This is a genomic window from Pantoea sp. NPDC088449 (genome assembly GCF_044753225.1).
In the GTDB taxonomy this organism is placed as follows: Bacteria; Pseudomonadota; Gammaproteobacteria; order Enterobacterales; family Enterobacteriaceae; genus Pantoea; species Pantoea floridensis.
Genome location: NZ_JBIVMT010000006.1, coordinates 120,659 through 138,574, shown reverse-complemented (window position 1 = coordinate 138,574; position 17,916 = coordinate 120,659). Strand labels below are relative to the sequence as shown.

Below are 17,916 nucleotides of genomic sequence, written 5' to 3'. Positions count from 1 at the left end.
GCGTATTATAACCAAGTAATTTAGTCAACTATTGAGCAATCGCCATGATCGTTATTACTGATGCTGCGCAAGAGCACTTCTCAAAATTGCTGTCTAAACAAGAAGATGGCACTCAGATTCGCGTATTCGTCATTAATCCGGGTACGCCAACCGCAGAATGCGGTGTTTCTTACTGCCCACCCGATGCAGTAGAAGCTTCCGATACGGAATTTAAGTTCGAAAAACTGTCCGCCTTTGTGGATGAACTGAGCGCGCCATACCTTGATGACGCTGAAATCGACTTTGTCACCGATAATCTCGGCTCTCAGCTAACGCTGAAAGCACCGAACGCCAAAATGCGTAAAGTCTCTGACGATGCGCCAATGGTGGAGCGCGTGGAATATCTGCTGCAAGCGCAGATTAACCCGCAGCTGGCAGGCCACGGCGGTCGCGTATCGCTGATGGAAATCACCGATGACGGCATCGCCATTCTGCAATTTGGCGGCGGCTGCAACGGTTGTTCGATGATCGACGTCACTCTGAAAGATGGCATCGAGAAAGAGCTGCTGGCAGCCTTCCCTGAGCTGAAAGGCGTGCGCGATTTAACCGAGCACCAGCGCGGTGAGCACTCGTACTACTGATTTAGCACGCGGCAGCAACCCGATGCTGCCGCGCGTTTTTACTCCGCTTTCCGCCTTTCATTTACGGCTTTTAATACCTTCTGCACCTCAAGCGTAAACATCGTTTCCAGCGTGGCATTCAACTTGCGACGCCAATTAGGATATTCATTAACTGTGCCCGGTACATTGACCGGCGAAGACATGCCGAGCCAATCTTCCGGCTGCAACCCAAGTAGTGCGCTATGGGTGCGCGCCAAATAACGGTGAAACGCCAACGTCAGCGCAGGAGATAAAGCCAAACCATCAGCTCGCTTGCCGCTGCGTGCAGGCAGCGCCCCGGCCTGATGCAGTGCATCCAGCAGCGCTTGCTTTTGCTTCACCCGCTGTTGCTGGAGAGATTGCAGCACGCCGTCGCCAGCATAGATACCCAGCTTGTCACCCAGCGTTAAATCATCTGCATGCCAGAACCCGCCTAACGTTGGTAAATCATGCGTACTGGCGCTGGCAATCGACTGACGTGGATACTCCTGCGGCTGGCGATAGCTGCCATCACCGTGCTGCTCGAAGAACAACACTTTCCAGGAAAAAATGCCGCTGTTGCGCAGCAGGCTGACGATCTCTTGCGGTACTGTGCCAAGATCTTCGCCGATCACCATGCAGCGATGGCGCTGACTCTCCAGCGCGAGGATCGCCAGCAGATCGTGCACCGGATACGCCACATAAGCCCCCTTATCGGCACTTTCGCCGTAGGGAATCCACCACAATCGCAGCAGCGCCATGACGTGATCGATACGCAATGCGCCGCAGTCGCGCATATTGGCGCGCAGCAGGTCGATAAATGGCTGATAACCGCGCGCGCGCATCACATGCGGATCGAGCGGCGGTAAACACCAGTTTTGCCCCTGCGGTCCGAGGCGATCCGGCGGTGCGCCCACCGATGCGCCAAGCTTGTAGAGTTCCGGATCTTGCCAGGTTTCTGCGCTGCCCTGCGCCACGCCGACCGCTAAATCACGGTACAAACCTACCGCCATGCCGAGCTGCTGGCTGCGCTGCCAGCAGGCAGCGAACTGCTGCTGCGCCAGCCATTGTAGCCAGCTCCAGAACTGGATCTCCGCTTCATGCTCAGCACACCACTGCTGAACCTCAGGCAACAACGCATTGCGCCAGCCTTCCGGCCAGTTTGCCCATCCCCATTCATCGGGGTGCTGCTGGCTGCGCTCGGCGAGAATGCCATCAAAGGCGGCCTGATAGCGTAAATGCCCGGCACCCTCAAGGATAAACTGCTGGAAATCGGCGTCGTCTGCTGCGCGTGGCTGATAGTTTTGCCAGGCAAAACGCAGCGCGGCTAATTTCAGCTCGGCGACCGCGCTGTAATCAACAAACTCGCTGGCGCGCGCGCGCTCGAGTGCTTTGCGCGTTTTGGCACTTTTCCACCAGCGCTGGCCCTCTTTGCTGTGTTGGAAATCCTCCAGCTGATTGATGTCGATATACAACACGTTAAGCCAGCGCCGCGAGGTTGGACTGTACGGGCTGGCATGTTCCGGCAGTGACGGATAGAGCGCGTGCAGCGGATTGAGGCCAACAAAATCGCCACCGTGTGCAGCAATCTGTTCCAGCATCAACTTCAAATCACCGAAATCGCCAATGCCCCAATTATTTTCTGAACGCAGCGTATAGAGCTGCACCAGCGCGCCCCAGCGTTTTTCGCCCTGCTCGAGCGGTTCGGGCAGATAGCAGCGCCGCGGCGCAATGATGATGCGCGTTTGCCACTGCTGGCGGCCTTTATGCAGAGTCAGCTGATGATAGCCCTGCGGCAGGCGCGGCGGCAGCGTGAGCACTTCGCCGCCCTGCACATCCCCGCTGAACTGTTTGCCCTGCTCGGTTTCAAGCTGCCAGGAAAACGCCCCGCGGCCCTGCGGCGTGAGTTGACGTTTGGCGCGGGCGGCAAACACCTGCACCGGCGGCAGCGGTGGCGCTTTGCCGCTGGGCGTTTCCATTACCGCCAGCAGCGCGCGTTTGGTGGCATCGCTGATGGTTTCAGGCTCGCCATGCGCGTTGATAAAGCGCAGCGCAATGCCTGCATCCTGTGCCGCCTGATCCAACTTATTGAGCGTCATCCTTTCTCCTTCAACAAGGTGCGCATAAATGCGCACCCTACGGAATTGGTAGGGTCGCCATTCATGGCGACCGGAATATCGATTATCTTGCCGCCTGCCAAATCAACTGCTGGTAATCACGTATTGAGCGGTCAGAACTAAAGCGGCCGGTGTGCGCGGTATTCATGATCGCCGCGCGCGTCCAGGCATCCTGATTTTTCCACAACGCTTCTACCTGCTGCTGCGCGGCAATATAGGCATCGAAATCAGCCAGCACCAGCCAGGGATCGCCGTCCTTCGTCAGGCTCTGCAACATCAGGTCAAATGCGTGCTTATCACCCTCGCTGAACTTGCCCTTCTCCAGCTCTTTCAGCAAACCATCCAGATAAGGATTCTGTTTACGCAGCTTTTTCGGGCTGTAGCCTCCCGCCTTTAGCGCCTTCACTTCCTCCACGCTATTGCCGAAGATGAAGATATTCTTCTCGCCCACCGCTTGCGCAATCTCCACATTGGCACCGTCCAGCGTGCCAATGGTCAGCGCACCGTTGAGCGCCAGCTTCATATTGCCGGTGCCGGAAGCCTCGTAACCGGCAGTAGAAATTTGCTCAGAGAGATCGGCAGCTGGAATGATCAACTCCGCCGCGGTAATGCGGTAATCCGGAATAAACACCACTTTCAGACGATCGCCAACGCACGGATCGTTGTTGATCACCTGCGCCACGTGGTTAATGGCATAAATGATATTTTTGGCGAGGTAATAGCCGGGCGCCGCTTTGGCACTAAAGATAAACACGCGCGGCACGAAATCGGGGTTATCGGGATGATCTCGCAGCTGGCGATAGCAGTGCAGCATATGCAGCAAACTGAGGTGCTGGCGTTTGTACTCATGGAGCCGCTTGATCTGCACATCGAACAGCGCATCCGGATTGATATCAATGCCCGTAACACGTTTGATATACACCGTTAGGCGCAGCTTGTTCTGCTGCTTGATGGTGCGGAACTGCTGGCGAAACGCTTTCTTTTTGGCAAACGGTGCGAGCCATGCCAGCGCATCAAGATCGTTCGCCCACTCCACCTGCAAGTTGTCATCAATCAGCGTCGACAATAGCGGATTACACTGCTTTAACCAGCGACGCGGCGTAATGCCATTGGTAACGTTATGGAATTTGTTTGGCCACAGCTGGTGATATTCCGGAAACAGATCTTTTACCACCAGCTCGGAGTGCAGCGCCGCGACGCCGTTCACCGCGAAGCAGCTCACCACGCACAAATTCGCCATGCGCACCTGACCTTCCGCCACCACCGCCAGCTTGTGCCACATCGCTCTATCATCCGGCCACTGCTTCTTCACCCTTTTCTTCAGGCGGCGATTAATCTCTTTGATAATTAACATATGGCGCGGCAGCACGTCGCGCACCAATCGCTCATCCCAGCGCTCCAGCGCTTCGGGCATCAATGTGTGATTGGTATAGGCAAAAGTACGGCTGGTGATATGCCAGGCATCATCCCAGCTCAGTTGATGTTCATCCAGCAATACGCGCAGCATCTCTGGAATAGCGATAGTCGGATGCGTGTCGTTCAGCTGAATCACTTCAAAATCGGGCAAGCTGCGGATGGCATGCCCGGCGAGATGGTGGCGGCGCAGGATATCGCCCACCGCACAGGCGCACTGAAAATATTGCTGCATTAAACGCAGGCGTTTACCTTCCGCATGATTATCATTGGGATAGAGCACCTTGGTCAGCTTATCGGCCTCAATACCTTGCTGCTCGGCCTGCAGGAATTGGCCGTTATTGAATAGCGTGAGATCGAACGGCTGCGCACTACTGGCTTTCCACAATCGCAGCGGCAGCGTAATGCCGTTACGATAGCCCACCACCGGCAGATCCCAGGCTTCTCCTTTCAGCAGGATGTTAGGTCGCCAAATAATGCTGCCGTCGTGGTTTTCTTTCACCTTCCCGCCGATACCGACCTGCACATCCAGCGCGGCGTTATAACGGAACCACGGATAGCGATCACGCTGCCAGTCGTCCGGTGCCTCTCGTTGCTGGCCATCTTCGAAGGTTTGGCGAAACAAACCATATTGATAATTGAGGCCGTGGCCCATCGCAGCCTGGCCGACGGTGGCCATCGAATCCATATAGCAGGCGGCTAAGCGCCCCAATCCGCCGTTGCCGAGCGCGGGGTCGATCTCCTCTTCCAGCAGCTCGCTCAGTTCAATGTGATGTTCCGCCAGCGCGGCCTGCACGTCGTTGTACCAGCCAAGATTGAGCAAGTTGTTTCCCGTCAGGCGACCAATCAAAAACTCCATCGACAAATAATTGACGTGGCGTTGTCCTTGCTTTGGCGGCGCGGGCGGCTGCGTGGCCAGCATTTCCGCCAGCACGCTGCTCAGCGCCTGCCACCATTGGTGCGGCGTCATTTGCTGGGCGGAAGCGAGTCCAAGGTGTTGCCAATGACGAGTCAGTGCGGCGTCGAAACGTGTTTTATTGAATTTTTGCTGCGACATATCAATCCCTTCGTGTCCGTTAACGGTAAAGCCGGGGCGAGCGCAAGAGGTGAATGGATAAGTAAAGCTGCGGGGGCGGAAAAAAGCGACAGGGAAATGCGCGTGTTAAGAAAAAAAACGGTGCGCATAAATGCGCACGCTACATCGTAGGGCCGCCACTCATGGCGACCGGGTTATGCAACATCAACAAAGTTCCAGATGAACTTCGTGCTGTTCAATCACTTTCAGCACGCTAGCGGGCGGGCTTTGATCGGTATACATGTAATCAATCAGGCTCATATTACCCAGATTAACCATCGCGTTGCGGCCAAATTTGGAGTGATCCACCACCAGCATTACGCAGCGCGAATTCTCGATAATGGCACGTTTGGTGCGGACCTCGTGATAATCGAACTCCAGCAATGAACCGTCCATATCAATGCCGCTAATGCCGAGAATGCCGTAATCGAGGCGAAATTGTGAGATGAAGTCCAGCGTCGCTTCGCCCATGATGCCGCCGTCGCGCGTGCGCACTTCACCACCGGCGATGATCACGCGGAAATCCGGTTTCGCCATCAGCAGAATCGCCACGTTGAGGTTGTTGGTCACAACGCGCAGATTGTTGTGATTAAGCAGCGCATGCGCCACCGCTTCCGGCGTGGTGCCGATATCGATAAATAGCGTGGCGCCATCGGGAATTTGGCTCGCTACCCGCTCGGCGATGCGCGCTTTCTCCGCTGACCACATCATCTTACGATCCTGCCAGGCGGTGTTCTCGGAGCTGGACGGTAGCGCCGCTCCACCGTGATGACGCATGATTTTGTTTTGATCGGCCAGATCGTTCAGATCACGCCGAATGGTTTGCGGGCTGACCTCAAAGTGATCCACCAGCTCTTCCGTGCTGACATATCCCTGACGCCGGACCAGATCGATAATGGCGTCATGACGTTGCGTCTGCTTCACATCTCTCTCCTCGGCTCGTAGCCGCTTTTTTTATTGCTACTGCTAACGACGCGCGATCTTGCGCGTATCAACAAAGGCCATCGCTAGACCCACCAGCAAACCGGTAACGTGCGCCGCATTGGCAATCGCCAGACCAAATGCGCCGTAAAAACCAATGACCAACCACACCACCGCGAAGCCCATCAGGCCGCGTTCCAGGTAAATGCCACTGTCGGGATCGCGCTCACCGCGCAGCCAGCAGTATCCCATCAGCGCATACACCACGCCAGATAAGCCACCAAACAGCACGCCGCTAAACTTGGCCTGCATCCAGCCGGTTAACAGCGCGGATATCAGCATAATCACAAACAGCTTGCCGCTGCCGAGGCGCTTTTCAACCGCACCGCCGAGATACCACCACCACATCAGGTTGAAGAGGATATGCAGCAGCGAGAAATGCAGCAGCGCATGGCTGAACCAGCGCCACACCTGGAAATATTGCGACGAATCCGCCGGCCACGCCAGCCAGTCCAACGCCACATCATCGCCGACGATCTGCATCAGAATAAACACCACGATGCAGGCAATCATGATGGTCATGGTGAGCGGACCTGCGCGTTCCCGAATGTTGCCCCAAAGGTTGGTGCGCTCGTAGCGCAAACCACTTTCGGTATTGCCGCTGTGCCAGCTGGCAGCCAGATAGCGTGGATGGTTGGGATCGCGCACAAATTGCGCGAGTTCGTTTTCGACCATCTCAAGCTTACTTTCATCATCCAACATAATGACAAAGTGGCTTTCGCGTTCAATACGTAGCGTTACGCCGCGCGTCGCCATGTAGTCGACAAACGCCTGCGCCATGCGCGGATTATTAAACTGGGTGATGCGCATCATGCGGTGCTCTCCTTCCTTATGCTTATGCGATGGGCTTACGCGTCGCCGATAGCAACCTGCGCCGGGAATGCCGCCCGCCAGGCGTCAAATCCGCCGTCAATGCTGTATGCAGCGTTAAATCCCTGGCCCAGCAGGAACTGCGCCGCGCCTTTGCTGCTGTTACCGTGATAGCACATTACCAGTACCGGTAAATCCTGATTAGCTTTGGCGATAAAGTCCGCCAGGTTGTCGTTGGTGAGATGCTGCGCACCGGCGGCATGGCCCATCATAAAGCTTTGCGGATCGCGGATATCCACCAGCTGCGCACCTTGTGCCAGATGCTCTTGCGCCTGCAGGACATTAATACACTCGAAGGTTTCCATGGTGTCTCTCATTACTTCGTCACAATTAGCGGTTGATAAAATCGCCGGTGTTGGTGCCAGGTTGCCATAAATGGCGCCCCTACGACTGCTCGATGCGGAGGTTGTAGGGGCGCCATTTATGACGACCTAACCGTCTTAACTACCAAGCATTACACAATTAGCGCCTAGTTTAACCTGAGAATCGGTCGCGATAACCTGACAAGTCCTGTCGTTATGTGATTTTTTTCCTGTCGGAATGTTAGCTATATCACGCAAAAATGTTTTTATTCAGTTAACCGCTGGCATCGATGTTGGTTTCCGATTATTATTACGCTCGAAAACGAACATTTTAGAACTATTCCGAACATCGGAGGAGATGACGTGGAAACCAAAGACCTGATCGTGATCGGCGGCGGCATTAACGGAGCCGGCATTGCAGTGGACGCTGCAGGACGCGGACTGTCGGTGCTGATGCTGGAGGCGCGGGATTTGGCCTGTGCAACCTCCTCCAACAGCTCAAAGCTGATTCACGGTGGCCTGCGCTACCTTGAACACTATGAATTCCGCCTGGTAGGCGAAGCCTTAGCCGAGCGTGAAGTGCTGCTGAAGATGGCACCGCATATCGCTTTCCCAATGCGCTTCCGTCTGCCGCATCGTCCGCACCTGCGCCCGGCGTGGATGATCCGCATGGGCCTGTTCATGTATGACCGCCTGGGCAAACGTACTACGCTGCCGGGCAGTAAAAGCCTGCGTTTTGGCGCGGATTCGGCCCTCAAGCCGGAAATCACGCGCGGTTTCGAATATTCTGACTGCTGGGTTGATGATGCACGCATGGTGGTGCTCAACGCGCAGGAAGTGGAGAAACAGGGCGGCGAAGTGCGCACGCGTACCCGCGTGACCCGCGCCTGGCGCGAAGGCGGTTTGTGGATGGTGGAGGCCGAAGATATTGATAGCGGCAAAACGTACACCTGGCGCGCGAAAGGTTTAGTCAATGCCGCCGGTCCGTGGGTGAAAGAATTCTTCGACGACGGCCTGAAGCTGAAATCGCCGTACGGCATTCGCCTCATCAAGGGCAGTCACATTGTAGTGCCGCGCGTCCATCGCGAAAAGCAGGCCTATATCCTGCAAAACGAAGACAACCGTATCGTGTTTGTGATTCCGTGGATGGATGAGTTCTCCATCATCGGTACTACTGACGTGGAGTACAAAGGCGATCCGAAAAATGTGAAGATCGATGACAATGAAATCAGCTACCTGCTGAAAGTGTTTAACGGACACTTCAAGCAGCAGCTGAGCAAAGATGACATCGTCTGGACTTACTCGGGCGTGCGCCCGCTGTGCGATGATGAATCGGATTCTCCGCAGGCCATCACCCGCGACTACACGCTGGATGTACATGACGACAATGGTCAGGCGCCGCTGCTGTCGGTGTTCGGCGGCAAGCTGACGACCTATCGCAAACTGGCGGAGCACGCGCTGGAGAAACTGACCAAGTATTACCCGAATATTGGCCCGGCCTGGACCAAAAGCGCGGTATTGCCGGGTGGTGATTTCTCCGGTACGCGTGAAGATTACGCCGCGGGCCTGCGTCGTCGCTATCCGTTTATCAGCGAAGGCATGGCGCGTCACTTTGCCCGCACTTACGGCAGCCGTACCGAAGTGCTGCTGGAAGGCGCGAAGAGCATTGATGATTTGGGTGAGAACTTTGGGCATGAGTTCTACGAAGCCGAGCTGCGATATCTGGTGAAAAACGAGTGGGTGCGCGAGCTGGATGATGCAATTTGGCGTCGTACCAAACAAGGTATGTGGCTGAGCGAAGCGGAACAGGCGCGTATTCGCGAATGGCTGGCGGTCAACGCGCAGAAACCGGCGCTGTCGTTGGCGTCATAATCCGAGCCAAATAAAAGGCCGTTATCCTGCAGAGGATCACGGCTTTTTTTTATGCCATTCAGCGCGATAAATCGCGCCGCTACAAATGCATGCACATTGCTGTAGCGGCGCAATTTATTGCGCGTCGTTAAACTTAAAGCCCCGCATTCTCACGAATATATTTACGCGCTTTCACCGCATATTCGAACGGGTTAGCCAGCGCCGGATCCTGTTCAGCTTCCACCACCATCCAGCCTTTATAGCCGTAATCATCGAGGATTTTGAACACCGGCTTGAAATCAATCACACCGTCGCCCGGCACGGTAAAGGTACCCTTCTTCACGCCATCGAGGAACGACAACGATTTTTCGCGCACTTCCGCAACCACGCTGTCGCGCACGTCTTTAAGATGCACGTGGAAAATACGCGGCAGATATTTGGTCAGCACGTCCAGCATCGCCTGCTGTGAACCTTCGGAATAGTAGATGTGGCCGGTGTCATACAGCAGGCCGACATTCTCATTCGTCGATTCCATAAAGCGATCGATTTCGGCGGGGGTCTGGATACCGGTGCCCATGTGATGGTGCAGCGTTAAGCGCATACCTTTCTGCGCGGCGATCTCGGCCAACTCGTTGTAGCCTTCCGCCGTCAATCGCCACTCTTCATCGGTGAAAATCGGCTTCTGCTCCAGCACGGCGAGCGTGGTGCCCTGAATACTTTTGCTCTGCTCAGAGCAGCCAATCACGCGCGCGCCCATCTCATACAGAAAATTCATGTGATTGGTGAATTCGTCGATGGTTTTTGCTTTGTCGCCGTTGGCAAAGAAAGTGCTGAACCACGCGTTACAAATCTGAATACCACGGATATCCAGCATTGGCTTAAGGATCGCCGGATCGCGCGGGTATTTGCTGCCCACTTCGCTACCGGTAAAGCCTGCCAGCGCCATTTCACTGACGGTTTGCTGGAAGGTGTTTTCACTGCCCAGCTCCGGCATATCGTCGTTGGTCCAACCGATTGGCGCAATCGCCAGTTTTACGTTGTCTTGGTTCATCTTCAGTTCCCTGATCCACTCAGAGGCGGCCCTTAGCCGCCGGAGATTATGCGCAAACGGCTCAGTTATTTAGCGTAGAAATCCGGACGTGGCGGCATGGTAACCGGCTCAATCGCACCGCTGTTCTGCGCTTTCTGGCAGGCATCGGCGGCCACGGAGGCAGCAAAGCCATCCCAGGCCGAAGGACCGGTCAGCTCGCCACTCTTCACGTCATTAATGAACGCCTGCAGCTCAACGTCGTAGGCATCGATGAAGCGATCTTTCCAATCCGTCAGCAAGGGTGTACCGAGGCGCGCGTTTTTGCGCGTTTGAATCGCCGAAGGCTCAGGCAGCTTAGCGATGCCCTCTTCACCCACCACTTCACATTGGATGTCGTAGCCGTATGCACAGTTGACGAAAATCTCGACATCAATGCGGATGCCTTTCTGCGTTTCGAACAGCACGATTTGCGGATCTTTCAGTTTGGCGTGGGATTTCGACGTGGTACGCGGGAACACCACCTGCACGGTTTTGTAATCGTCTTCCGTCAGCCAGCGCAGCACATCCAGCTCGTGAATCAGCGTGTTAGTAATCGCCATGTCGGTGGTGTAATTCTCGCCAACGCTCTGGTTGCGGTGCGCGCAGTGCAACATTAACGGTTCACCGATTTCACCGTCGGTAATCACTTTTTTCAGCGCGCGATAGCCGGAATCGTACGGGCGCATAAAGCCCACCTGCACCAGACGTTTACCGTGTTTGATCTCCGCATCGACAATGCGACGGCAGCCTTCCGCGCTCAGCGCCAGCGGCTTCTCACAGAACACCGGTTTGCCCGCAGCAATGGCGGCCAGCGTGAACTCTTCGTGGGTCGGATCCCAGGAAGTCACCAGCACGGCATCAACTTCGGGCGAGTTGATCACCTGATGGCCATCCTGATACACCTCGGCTTCGATATTCAGACGTTGCAGCGCCGCACGCGCACCTTCCACGTTGATATCAGAAACCGCCACCACTTTCGCACCCTGCAAGACGTTATTGCAGCGACGAATGTGTTCCTGACCAATTGCACCGGTACCAATTACACCGAGTTTTAGCGTCATAATTACACCTGTAGAGTTCGTTCGGATACATTAAGAGAAACAAGGCCGGAGAACCCCGGCCTTAAAGAGGATTTAGTACTTACGCGCCTGTTCGATATGCACGTTAAGGTTGTCGGCCACTTCCTGCGTGCGGGTCGAGGTTGAGGTTTGCGCCACGCCCACATGCCACCAGCTGAAGTACTTGTGCACCATGGTTTTTGGCAGCACTTTGATGTCGAACAGCGTTGAAACCGTCTGCTTCTGCGCATCAATCAGCGCCGCTTCCAGCTGCTCCAGCGTGGTGATGCGATAGGTTTTGCAGCCGTAACCGCCGGCAATCGCCGCAAAGTCCACCGGCACAAAGCCGCCATCCAGCTTGCCGCCTTCCGGATTACGGAAGCGGAACTCGGTGGTGAAGCTGTCCATGCCGTGCTCCATCTGCAGGTTGTTAATACAACCGTTGGTCATGTTATCCAGCAGCACGACGTTGATTTTGGCCCCTTCCTGAATCGAGGTGACCAGCTCGGAGTGCAGCATCATGAACGAACCGTCGCCGACCATGACGTAAACTTCACGCTGCGGCTGCGCCAGCTTCACGCCCAGCGCGGCGTTCACTTCATAGCCCATGCAGGAGTAGCCGTACTCAACGTGGTACGAGTTGTAATCTTTGGTGCGCCACACGCGTTGCAGATCGCCCGGCAGACTGCCCGCTGCAGCCACAATCACCGCATCCTTTGGGAGCTGCTCGTTTAAGGTGCCCAGCACGCTGCTCTGCGTCAGCACCGATTGCGTCAGGCGTTCGAACTCAGCAAACAACGCTTCACGATCGGCGTGATCGGCGATTTCAGGAATGAAATCGTCGCTGTTATAGGTCGCGGCATAAACGCGCTGCGTCTCTTTCAGCAGTTTACTTTGCGACAGTTCAATCTGGTCGCCCCAATGATTTTCAAACCCTTTCAGCCCGCTTTCCAGCGCCGTTAAACCTTCACGCGCATCCGCCAGCAGCTGTACCGCATCCAGCTTGTAGCTATCAAAGTTGCTGACATTAAGATTCAGATAGCTGACGTCCGGATTCTGGAAAATCCATTTTGAGGCGGTGGTGAAATCGGTGTAACGCGTACCGATGCCAATCACCAGATCGGCCTCTTTCGCCAGCAGATTCGCTGCCAGACAGCCGGTTTCACCCACGCCGCCCACATTCAACGGATGATCGGAAACGATGGTGCCTTTACCGGCCTGGGTTTCGGCAAAAGGAATGTTGAAGCGCTCGGCGAATTTCAGCAGCGCATCACCGGCGTCGGAGTATTTCAAACCGCCACCGACAACGATCAGCGGCTTGTGTTTACGCGCAATCAGCGCCAACGCATCGCCCAACTGTGCAGCCGTGGGCAAACGGCGATCCAGACGATGCACCCGCTTCTGGAAGAAGTATTCCGGGAAATCCCAGGCTTCAGCCTGTACGTCCTGCGGCAGCGCGAGGGTTACCGCGCCGGTTTCGGCTGGATCGGTCAGTACGCGCAGGGCATTAATGCACGCGGTCATCAGCTGCTCTGGGCGGCTTACGCGGTCCCAGTATTTGCTCACCGCGCGAAACGCGTCGTTGGTGCTGATGCTGAGATCGTGGCTCTGTTCGATCTGCTGCAATACCGGATCGGGTTGGCGCGTAGCAAACACATCGCCCGGCAGCAGCAGTAAAGGAATGCGGTTGGCCGTGGCCGTGGCGGCGGCGGTGATCATGTTGGCAGCACCTGGTCCAACGGAAGAAGTACAGGCAATAATCTGACGACGCAGCGACTGTTTGGCAAACCCAATCGCCGCGTGCGCCATGCCCTGCTCATTACGGCCCTGATGCACCACCAGATCGCCGCTATCCTGCTCCAGCGCCTGGCCCAATCCCAGCACGTTACCGTGACCGAAAATGGCAAAAATGCCTTTCACGAATTTGGTTTCCACGCCGTCAACGTTCAGGTACTGGTTATCCAGAAATTTTACCAGCGCCTGTGCCGTGGTGAGTCTGATTGTGCCCATATGCTTCTTCCTTTACATGCTGGTACCTGTGGTGAGGTACATCGCGGTTCGGGTAACAACTGCCGCTTACGGCGCCCGCGGATTAAGTGAAACGTGTGGCGATTATAAACAAATATTTTTTTCATTAAATACGATTACAGAAGAAACATTTCATTTTGCGATAGAGATCAAATTCAGCGATGAAACGAACGCTTTCAGGGCGAGCAAAGGGAGGAAAGTGGAACGGTAAAAGGTTATTTAACGGCCATAACGAAATTTCATTTCACTTCAGTAGCTTCCTTGATTTATCGCTCTTTTCCTGAGACCTGGCTCACAAGCCCGAGTATCGCTGGAATTCAGCGCTTAACACCTGCTGTATTACACCTTTGTCAGAGTTTTACCTGGCTCACAAAATCGCGACGGACGTTTCATTTCATATTGTGTTTGGAATTTTTATTCCTCATACTGCGTAAAAGCCAATCAGGCACCTTGAGAACCCGGAAGCAAAGCGCTCGATGATGGGCGGCAGCGCCCGCAGTGTCTGCTTATCACAGAAGGAAACAATAGGTATGAGTACACAACAGAAGCGGCTTGATGTGATTTGTATTGGACGCATCGCCGTCGACCTCTACGGTCAGCAAATTGGATCACGTCTGGAAGATATGACCAGCTTCAATAAATATCTGGGTGGATCTTCTGGCAACGTGGCCTACGGCACGGCTATTCAGGGCCTGAAGTCTGCCATGCTGGCGCGCGTAGGTGACGAGCATAATGGCCGCTTTTTACGTGAAGAGCTGCAGCGGGCAGGCTGCAACACCGACGGTTTGATCACGGACAAGCATCGCCTGACGGGTCTGGTGATTCTTGGGATTAAAGATGAAGAGACCTTCCCGCTAATTTTCTACCGTGATAACTGCGCCGATATGGGCCTGGTGCCGGAAGATATTAAAGAAGAGTTTATCACCTCCTCACGTGCGGTCGCCGTTACCGGCACGCACTTGTCACACCCGCAAACCCGTGCCGCAGTATTGAAGGCGCTGGATATCGCCCGACGTAACGGGCTGCGTACCGCACTGGATATCGATTATCGCCCGGTCCTGTGGGGCCTGACCTCACTCGGCGACGGTGAAACGCGTTTCATTGAATCGGGCGAAGTAACGCAACAGTTGCAGGAAGTCCTGCACTATTTCGATTTGGTGGTGGGAACGGAAGAAGAGTTTCATATTGCCGGTGGCAGCACCGATACCTTGACCGCGCTGAAAAACGTGCGTAAATCGAGCCAGGCAACGCTGGTGTGCAAACGTGGCCCGCTGGGCTGCGTGGTATTTGAGGGCGAGATCCCAGATAGCTGGGAACAGACCACATTACAGAGCGGCGTGCGCGTGGAAGTGCTGAATGTACTTGGCGCGGGCGATGCCTTTATGTCTGGCCTGCTGCGCGGCTGGCTAAACGACGAAAGCTGGGAGCAGGCGTGCCGTTACGCAAACGCCTGTGGGGCACTGGTGGTTTCCCGCCACGGCTGCGCGCCAGCGATGCCAACCAAAGAAGAGCTGGATGATTTCCTTCGCCGCGATAACGACGTGAAGCGCCCGGATCTCGATCCACGCCTGAATCATTTACACCGCGTGACGACACGTAAGCAGCAGTGGCCCGAGCTGAATGTGTTCGCCTTTGACCACCGCAAGCAGCTGGCCGATATGGCGCGCGAAGCGGGCGTCAGCGAAGAGCGCATTCCACAGCTGAAACTGCTGCTGCTGCACGCCGCTGAAGAAGCGGCAAATGAGGCAGGTTTGCATCAGAAAAGCGGCATCCTCGCGGATACCACCTATGGCCAGAAAGCGCTGAACGCGATTACCGGTAAAAACTGGTGGATTGGTCGCCCCATCGAGCTGCCAAGTTCCCGCCCGCTGCGCCTCGAGCACGGCAATATTGGTTCGCAGCTGGTCGACTGGCCGGCCGAACACGTAGTGAAATGCCTGGTGTTCTACCATCCGCATGACAGCGCGGAACTGCGTAAAGAGCAGGATGATCTGGTGCTGGATGTGTGGAAAGGCTGCAATAAAAGCGGTCACGAACTGCTGCTGGAAGTGATTCTGCCGGAAAGTAATCCGGACCGGAAAGAGTCTTACTATTACGATATGCTGAGCCACTTCTACAGCCTGGGTATTCAGCCGGACTGGTGGAAACTGCCGCCGCTGTCCGCGGAGAGCTGGCAGTCCATCAGCGGCTTGATCGAGCAAAACGATCCGCACTGCCGCGGCATTCTGCTACTGGGTCTGGATGCACCAGAAGAGACGCTGAAAGCCGGTTTTGCGGCGGCGGCGCAAGCGCCATGGGTGAAAGGTTTTGCGGTAGGTCGCACTATCTTCGGCCAGCCGTCACGCCAGTGGCTGCAGGGCGAACTGGACGACAAGGCGCTGATCGAAACCGTGAAAGGCAATTATCTGCGCCTGATCGGCTACTGGCGCGCGGTGCGCGGTTAAACTGTTGAATTAGCATCAGAGAAGCGGCCGATGGCCGCTTTTTTTACATTGTGCGCGTTGGCCCTCATCCTAACCTTCTCCCGCTGGCGGGAGAAGGAACTGTCCTCTGCGATTTTGCGGACCGAATGCATTCCTCAACTTTCACTCGATAGGTTCCCTCGCCCGCTTGCGGGAGAGGGTTAGGGTGAGGGGAAAACATGCACATTCTGTGAGGCATTTCATAAACCGATGAAATAAGCGTCACGTAGATGTCAAACGAATGAAATTTTCCATCCATCTGGTACTATAGCGCTCATTATCCAGCCATATTTTTCTTTTTTAGCGGGCCGAAGTAATGACCAATAATCCAACACAACTTACCCTGTTACAGGACGATATCCGTCGTCGCTATGAGACGCTGAGTAAACGCCTGAAGCAGGTGGCTCGTTATATCCTTGATAACAGCAACAGCATTGCGTTTGATACCGTTGCCTCCATTGCGCAGCATGCTGATGTGCCCCCCTCCACGCTGATCCGCTTTGCCAATGCTTTTGGCTTCAGCGGCTTCAACGAAATGAAACAGGTTTTCCGCCAGCATCTGATGGAAGAAACGGTTAACTATACCGAGCGTGCACGTCTGTTCCGCCAAACCGCCACCGACGACAGCGCCAGCTCACCCGAGAGCCCGGCTGAAATTCTCAACGTCTTTACCATGGTGAACAGTCAGGCGCTGCAACAGCTGGCGATGCAGGTGAATCCGGACCAGCTCAACCGCGCGGTGAAAATGCTCGATGAAGCGGAGAACATCTACATTATCGGCCTGCGCCGCTCGTTCAGCGTGGCTTCTTATCTGGTGTACGCGCTGCGCCATCTGGAGCGTCGTGCGTTCCTGATCGATGGCCTTGGCGGCATGTTTACCGAGCAGCTCAGTATGGTGAATCCCAAAGACGTGGTGATTGCCATCAGCTATTCGCCTTACGCGCGTGAAGCGGTGGAGTTGGTTGAGCTGGGTGCCAAGCGTGGCGCGCATCTGATCGCCATCACCGACAGCCAGGTCAGCCCGCTGGCCGCCTTCAGCGATGTGTGCTTTGTGGTGCGTGAGGCGCAGGTGGATGGCTTCCGTTCACAGGTGGCATCGCTGTGTCTGGCGCAGACGCTCGCCGTATCGTTAGCGCTGAATAACAACGTTATTAACGAATAATCTCTTCGTAGGGTCGCCATTGATGGCGACCAGCCAACAAAAAGGGCAGCCATGTGGCTGCCCTTTTAACGTTGGTGCGCATAAATGCGCTCCCTACGAACGCGGATACTTATCGCTATTCACCCAGGCATGATCTTTCTCCCAGGTAAATTTCCACAACCGTTTTGGCCCCGCCATCACGTTGAGATAGTAATTATCGTAACCGGCAATGGTCGCCACCGGATGATAGCCGCGCGGCACCGTCACCACATCACGGTTATACGGCGCCATGCACTCGTCGAGCGAACGGTCGTCGGTATAAACACGCTGCATGGCGAAACCTGGCTCAGGATCGAAACGGTGATAATAGGTTTCTTCCAGATAGGTTTCGTCAGGGCTATTTTTCTGGTCGTGCTTGTGGCTAGGGTACGAACTGGTCGCGCCTTCGTCGGTATACACTTCCACCACCAGCAGGCTGTCGGCTTCTTTGTTATCCGGCAAAATGTTGTGCACCAGACGCTGGTTGCGGCCTTTACCACGCTGCTCAACACCCACATCTTCCGGGGCAATCAGGCGCGCCGGCAGATTACCGCCGCCTGGTGCATTACACACCGCCAGCTCCAGATCGCTGTCCGCATACACTTCCACTTCATCGTTATGCGGCACATACACCGAGTACGGCGGAATGCGCTCAAACGGCGACAGACGCTTACCGAGATGTGGGAACTCCGCATGGCGGGTTTTTACCGATGCAAAGCCCGCCACCAGCACCAGACACAGCTCTTTATCACCGCTGCTCAGCGTCAGGCGCTGCCCTTTTTTCAGCAGGTAGGCATCAAAGCCTACGTATTCCCAGCCCGCGCTCTCAGGCGTGACATGCTGAATACGACCGTTGCTGTCGGGTTTTTGCGCTTTCGAAATCAGAGACATCC

At 55.4% G+C, this 17,916-nt stretch carries 13 protein-coding genes; 4 read left to right on the top strand and 9 right to left on the bottom strand.

What is annotated here, in order from left to right:
• The first annotated feature begins 44 nt into the window (after positions 1–44).
• Positions 45–620, top strand: coding sequence for a Fe-S biogenesis protein NfuA (gene nfuA / locus ACIP6T_RS21820; RefSeq protein ID WP_007892316.1), 576 nt, complete (start codon positions 45–47; stop codon positions 618–620).
• A 38-nt stretch (positions 621–658) separates the two neighbouring features.
• Here nfuA and malQ read toward each other — a convergent pair whose 3' ends face one another.
• The 5 genes from malQ to glpE form a co-directional block, all read right to left on the bottom strand.
• Positions 659–2,716 (bottom strand): 4-alpha-glucanotransferase, encoded by a 2,058-nt coding sequence (malQ, locus tag ACIP6T_RS21815; protein WP_400458880.1) that lies wholly within the window; start codon positions 2,714–2,716, stop codon positions 659–661.
• An 82-nt stretch (positions 2,717–2,798) separates the two neighbouring features.
• Entirely contained in the window at positions 2,799–5,204 is a 2,406-nt protein-coding gene (gene malP, locus ACIP6T_RS21810; RefSeq protein ID WP_400458878.1) for a maltodextrin phosphorylase, read from the bottom strand.
• Between the two features lie 183 nt (positions 5,205–5,387).
• Positions 5,388–6,146: a DeoR/GlpR family transcriptional regulator gene (locus ACIP6T_RS21805; RefSeq protein WP_008107931.1), complete on the bottom strand. Its 759-nt coding sequence runs from the start codon at positions 6,144–6,146 to the stop codon at positions 5,388–5,390.
• A gap of 42 nt (positions 6,147–6,188) precedes the next feature.
• Complete coding sequence (glpG, locus tag ACIP6T_RS21800; protein ID WP_345829944.1) at positions 6,189–7,013, bottom strand: rhomboid family intramembrane serine protease GlpG; 825 nt, start codon at positions 7,011–7,013, stop codon at positions 6,189–6,191.
• 38 nt (positions 7,014–7,051) lie between these two features.
• Positions 7,052–7,378, bottom strand: a complete 327-nt coding sequence (gene glpE, locus ACIP6T_RS21795) for a thiosulfate sulfurtransferase GlpE (RefSeq protein WP_097095771.1) — start codon at positions 7,376–7,378, stop codon at positions 7,052–7,054.
• 360 nt (positions 7,379–7,738) lie between these two features.
• Here glpE and glpD point away from each other — a divergent pair, with 360 nt between their 5' ends.
• Entirely contained in the window at positions 7,739–9,247 is a 1,509-nt protein-coding gene (gene glpD, locus ACIP6T_RS21790; protein WP_097095770.1) for a glycerol-3-phosphate dehydrogenase, read from the top strand.
• Between the two features lie 133 nt (positions 9,248–9,380).
• On the opposite strand, the gene iolE is transcribed toward glpD, so the two are convergent.
• From iolE to iolD, 3 genes are all read right to left on the bottom strand, one after another.
• The gene (iolE, locus tag ACIP6T_RS21785; RefSeq protein WP_097095768.1) at positions 9,381–10,277 is read right to left on the bottom strand and encodes a myo-inosose-2 dehydratase; all 897 of its coding nucleotides are present in this window, start codon (positions 10,275–10,277) and stop codon (positions 9,381–9,383) included.
• A gap of 65 nt (positions 10,278–10,342) precedes the next feature.
• Positions 10,343–11,356 (bottom strand): Gfo/Idh/MocA family protein, encoded by a 1,014-nt coding sequence (locus tag ACIP6T_RS21780; protein WP_097095767.1) that lies wholly within the window; start codon positions 11,354–11,356, stop codon positions 10,343–10,345.
• 72 nt (positions 11,357–11,428) lie between these two features.
• Positions 11,429–13,363, bottom strand: a complete 1,935-nt coding sequence (iolD, locus tag ACIP6T_RS21775; protein ID WP_097095766.1) for a 3D-(3,5/4)-trihydroxycyclohexane-1,2-dione acylhydrolase (decyclizing) — start codon at positions 13,361–13,363, stop codon at positions 11,429–11,431.
• 548 nt (positions 13,364–13,911) lie between these two features.
• Here iolD and iolC point away from each other — a divergent pair.
• Positions 13,912–15,825 carry a 5-dehydro-2-deoxygluconokinase gene (iolC, locus tag ACIP6T_RS21770; RefSeq protein ID WP_400458874.1) on the top strand — a complete coding sequence of 638 codons (1,914 nt, stop codon included), beginning with the start codon at positions 13,912–13,914 and terminating at the stop codon, positions 15,823–15,825.
• Positions 15,826–16,159: 334 nt separating this feature from the next.
• Complete coding sequence (locus ACIP6T_RS21765; RefSeq protein WP_097095764.1) at positions 16,160–17,005, top strand: MurR/RpiR family transcriptional regulator; 846 nt, start codon at positions 16,160–16,162, stop codon at positions 17,003–17,005.
• A gap of 93 nt (positions 17,006–17,098) precedes the next feature.
• Here the strand turns inward: ACIP6T_RS21765 and iolB are convergent, their stop codons facing one another.
• A complete protein-coding gene (gene iolB / locus ACIP6T_RS21760; RefSeq protein WP_400458872.1) occupies positions 17,099–17,914 on the bottom strand; it encodes a 5-deoxy-glucuronate isomerase in 816 nt (271 codons plus the stop codon).
• Positions 17,915–17,916 lie beyond the last annotated feature (2 nt).

Bases quoted from the DNA above. Each gene is read 5' to 3' on its own strand.
- glpG (WP_345829944.1), bottom strand. From the start codon at position 7,013: ATGCGCATCACCCAGTTTAATAATCCGCGCATGGCGCAGGCGTTTGTC.
- nfuA (WP_007892316.1), top strand. From the start codon at position 45: ATGATCGTTATTACTGATGCTGCGCAAGAGCACTTCTCAAAATTGCTG.
- ACIP6T_RS21780 (WP_097095767.1), bottom strand. From the start codon at position 11,356: ATGACGCTAAAACTCGGTGTAATTGGTACCGGTGCAATTGGTCAGGAA.
- malP (WP_400458878.1), bottom strand. From the start codon at position 5,204: ATGTCGCAGCAAAAATTCAATAAAACACGTTTCGACGCCGCACTGACT.
- ACIP6T_RS21765 (WP_097095764.1), top strand. From the start codon at position 16,160: ATGACCAATAATCCAACACAACTTACCCTGTTACAGGACGATATCCGT.
- iolE (WP_097095768.1), bottom strand. From the start codon at position 10,277: ATGAACCAAGACAACGTAAAACTGGCGATTGCGCCAATCGGTTGGACC.
- malQ (WP_400458880.1), bottom strand. From the start codon at position 2,716: ATGACGCTCAATAAGTTGGATCAGGCGGCACAGGATGCAGGCATTGCG.
- iolB (WP_400458872.1), bottom strand. From the start codon at position 17,914: ATGTCTCTGATTTCGAAAGCGCAAAAACCCGACAGCAACGGTCGTATT.
- glpE (WP_097095771.1), bottom strand. From the start codon at position 7,378: ATGGAAACCTTCGAGTGTATTAATGTCCTGCAGGCGCAAGAGCATCTG.
- iolD (WP_097095766.1), bottom strand. From the start codon at position 13,363: ATGGGCACAATCAGACTCACCACGGCACAGGCGCTGGTAAAATTTCTG.
- iolC (WP_400458874.1), top strand. From the start codon at position 13,912: ATGAGTACACAACAGAAGCGGCTTGATGTGATTTGTATTGGACGCATC.